This is a genomic window from Sulfolobus sp. B1 (genome assembly GCF_007050195.1).
Taxonomy (GTDB): domain Archaea; phylum Thermoproteota; class Thermoprotei_A; order Sulfolobales; family Sulfolobaceae; genus Saccharolobus.
In genome coordinates, this window is record NZ_QIMI01000154.1 from 1 (window position 1) to 3,344 (window position 3,344).

3 protein-coding genes are annotated in these 3,344 nt (G+C 36.5%); all 3 read left to right on the plus strand.

All coding sequences use genetic code 11. The features are described from left to right. Nucleotides 1-1,286: glycoside hydrolase family 38 C-terminal domain-containing protein (locus DMP16_RS08680; protein WP_185957848.1), on the plus strand; the 1,286-nt coding region annotated here is incomplete at its 5' end. Beyond that, nucleotides 1,283-2,167, plus strand: coding sequence for an SDR family oxidoreductase (locus DMP16_RS08685; RefSeq protein WP_069282930.1), 885 nt, complete (start codon nt 1,283-1,285; stop codon nt 2,165-2,167). The genes DMP16_RS08680 and DMP16_RS08685, both read left to right, overlap by 4 nt. After that, on the plus strand, nt 2,164-3,168 hold the full coding sequence (locus DMP16_RS08690; RefSeq protein WP_069282928.1) for a BadF/BadG/BcrA/BcrD ATPase family protein: 1,005 nt from the start codon (nt 2,164-2,166) through the stop codon (nt 3,166-3,168). The genes DMP16_RS08685 and DMP16_RS08690 overlap by 4 nt, the downstream gene beginning before the upstream one ends. Nucleotides 3,169-3,344 lie beyond the last annotated feature (176 nt).

Here is a 3,344-nt window from a genome sequence, read left to right on the forward strand (position 1 = left end):
TGCCCGGTTCAGCTATAAGAGAAGTATATGAAGTTGCCTATAAAGAACTGGAAGAGGTTATAATAGAGGCAGAGAGAATTACTCAAGAATCGATTTCAAAGATAGTAGGTAAAGGAGAAGATCTAGTAGTATTTAATTCTCTTAATTGGGAAAGAGAAGAGTACATCGATAAGGTAAAGGTAAGGGTTCCACCATTAGGTTATACTAAATTGAATCCAGTCGACGTTAAAGACACCGTAAAGCTTGATATTGACGAGAAGGAGTATATTATAGAGAATAGGTACTTTAGGATTAGAGTTAGTAAGAGCGGTGAGATATTATCTCTTAATGATAAAGAGGTCATGAGGGAGGTAATTAAAGAGCCTAGTAATTCAATAGTGTTTTATGAGAATATACCCGGATGGGCGGACGCTTGGGATATTGAAAAGGGGTACAAGGAGACTAGCTTTAAAGTGAAAGCCTCTTCCTCTGAAGTGATAGAAAAAGGACCTACAGTTGTAACCATTAAATTTACATATAGCTTTAGAAGGTCAACCATTACACAATTATTGAAAGTTTATGCTGATTATAGGCGTATAGACTTCGTCACTACGCTTAAGATGAAGGATAGAGAGTTACTAGTTAAGACTTGGTTCTACTTTGACCTCAACGTTGATAGAGCAGTTTCAGATATACCTTTTGGAGTTGTCGAGAGATTCACATGGAGTAATACTAGTTGGGATAAGGCTAGATTTGAGGTGCCCATCCAAAAGTTCGTCGATATGTCGGAAGACAATTATGGAGTAGCAATACTTAATGATGGTAAGTACGGCGTGTCATTAGAGGGTAATAGTATTGGTTTATCTTTGAGTAAAACGCCAATATTTCCTGATCCTAATACTGACTTAGACGAAGTAACTTTTACCTACGCATTATACCCTCACTTAGGAGATTGGAAGAGGGGTGAGGTATTAAAGAGAGCTTACGAACTTAACGTTCCCTTAAGAGTAATAAAGGGAAATGGTACTAGTACTAAAAGTTTCGTAAAAATCGATGGTCCATTAATGCTGGAATCGATCAAAGTCTCAGAGGACGACAATGGAAGTATCATTCTTCGACTCTATGAATACGCAAACTCTAGGGGGGAAGCTACTATCGAATTCCCTTATAACGTAGAAAAGGTTGAGAGCTTAGACTTAATAGAGCTTAACCAGATACCTAGGGATATATTGATAGAGGGAAATAAGATTAGAATAAAATATAAAAATAGAGATATTCTAACTATAAAGGTGAGGTTTTCGAAGTGAGGAAGATAAGCATTGTCACTGGAGGAGCGAAAGGAATAGGAGCATGTATAGCTTATACGCTGGGAAAGAAAGGTTATTCTGTAGTAATAGCTGATATTGATGATAAAGCTGGAGAATATAGATTGAAGCAGTTTAGGGATGAAGGTATTGACTCCCTTTTCGTAAAAACTGACGTATCATCGGAGAACGACGTTAAGAAGCTTATGGATCAAGTGTATAAAGAGTATGGAAGAATTGACGTGTTAATTAATAATGCAGGAATTGGTTTCAGCGGTAGAAGTATTGAAGAGCAGACTTTGGAAGAGTGGAAGAAAATAATAGATACTAATTTGACTGGAACTTGGCTATGTTCTAAGTATGCAATCAAATATATGAAAAATACCGGCGGTGTAATAATTAACATAGCTTCAACTAGAGCATTTCAGTCAGAACCTAACACTGAACCATATTCAGCCTCAAAAGGTGGTATTATAGCTTTAACTCACTCGCTAGCAGTAAGCTTAAGTAAATATAGCATAAGAGTAATAGCCATTAGTCCAGGCTGGATAGATACTAGCAATTGGCAATTTCCGCCAAAGGAATCTAATTTGTCTAATTTAGATAATAAACAACACTTAACTGGTAGGGTAGGCAGACCAGAAGATATAGCGTCGTTAGTATCATTCTTGGTCTCAGATGACGCTTCATGGATCAGTGGCGTAAACTTTACAGTAGACGGAGGTATGACGGTGAAGATGATTTACTTAGACGAGAATATAATACAAGACTCTTTATCTTTACTTTTTAAGGATGAAGAGCTTTCAATACTAATGAGAAAACTTATAGAAAGAGCAAAACAAAATAGGGAGGAAGTAAAGAATATACTTAGGGCAATTCTATGATTTTGTCTGTCGATGGAGGGGCTAGCAAAACAATAGCCGTGATCTATGATAATAACCAGATACGAGGAGTGGGCATTTCCGGACCCTCAAGTTTTTACGTCGTGGGCAAAAGGACTGCAATAGCTAATATATTGAGCGCAATCAGACAAGCTAAAGGAAAAATACATGAGATACCGAGGGCAGTTTTTTGCTTATCTGGAGCTGGAGATTCCAACGATTCCGATGAGATAGTTAATGAGATAGTCAAGGCAGTATCGATCAAAGCTTTCATAAAAAGCTACAAGGTGTATAATGATGGAGTAGCTGCTTATAGAGTAGCTAATGCTTTTGAAGATGGAATAACTGTAGTTACTGGATCAAGTAACATAAACTATTATCAGAAGAATGGGATATTAAAGAGACTTGGGGGATGGGGTTGGTTTGCTGGAGATGAAGGATCCGCTTCATGGATTGGTAGAAGAGCGTTAACATACGCTATTAGACAGCATGACGGATTACTTGAGGGATACGATCTAGTTGAGGCTGTAGAAGAATACTTTGGTAAGCCTTTAAAGAAGGTGATTCAACAATTAGAGCTTAAACCAGATAAGGCATTAGTATCTGGCTTAGCCACAAAAGTGGTAGAATTAGCTAAGTCCGGGTCAAGTTATGCTAATCTAATATTAGATGAAGCTGTAGAATATATATCTACTACTATTAGAAAATTACTGAAGGAATTCGATTCGACTCATCCTAGAATTTCATTGGTAGGTGGCTTAATGCAAGCTGGTGACTTCCTATTAAATAAGGTCAGGCACAGTCTACCATCAAGTCTAGACTTTCACGTATTCTACGGATATCAAGCAGTAATTGGTGGGATAGTTATATTGGATAGGATAGAAATATTCGAAAAAATTCAAGATTTATTATTTCAGTTAGATGATTTCATAGAAGCTAACTTACCTCAAAAACAAGTAGAAAGTATTCTATTTTTTAGAGAGCCTCCACGTGAGTGGGGATGAAAATTATTAAATTTATCGAATTATATTGATCTTTTATTTATCTAACATAAACATAAAGGTTTATATTCTACTTTATGTAGTATAAACTCTAATGAAAGCAATCATAGTAAAACCTCCAAATGCTGGAGTAGAAATAAAAGATGTGAAAGAAGGGGAAGTCGATAATTATGGCAAGG

Coding starts and splice junctions, on each gene's coding strand:
- DMP16_RS08690 (WP_069282928.1), top strand. CDS start 2,164: ATGATTTTGTCTGTCGATGGAGGGGCTAGCAAAACAATAGCCGTGATC.